Below are 433 nucleotides of genomic sequence, written 5' to 3' on the forward strand. Positions count from 1 at the left end.
GGGATCGTCGGTCTGAACCTGCTGGTCGCCGGGATCACACCCGAACCGCAGGAGACGGCCGAGGCCGTCGACCCGAAGGATGTCGGCACGGATGTGGTGCCGAAGGTGACCGAGCTCGCCGGGACGCGGCAGGGCGAACAGGTCGTCTTCACCTGGACGAACCCGAGCCCGCTCGACGGCGACTCGTACATCTGGACCCCGGTGGCCGTGTCGGGAGAGGTCGATCCGCAGCAGACGCCGGATCCGACCGCTACCCTTCCTGCCACAGCGGGGACCGTGTGCATCGACGTGATGCTGCGACGCGACGACGGGCGCGCGTCCGAGACCGTGCGGGGGTGCGTGGAGTGAGTGGTGAAGGCGGTGTGACCGTCGAGTTCGCGGGGGAGTACTTCCCGGTCCGTCGAGGCGGGCGGTTCATCGTCGGACGCGAGGG

The 433-nt window shown here is 69.5% G+C and carries 1 pseudogene; it reads left to right on the top strand.

Annotated features, from left to right (window positions below):
- Positions 1-348 (top strand): annotated as a pseudogene (locus DSP71_RS22525) (serine/threonine protein kinase); the annotation flags it as partial.
- Positions 349-433 lie beyond the last annotated feature (85 nt).

The sequence above is a fragment of the Microbacterium sp. H6 genome (assembly GCF_003314775.1).
Classification (GTDB): Bacteria; Actinomycetota; Actinomycetes; order Actinomycetales; family Microbacteriaceae; genus Microbacterium; species Microbacterium oxydans.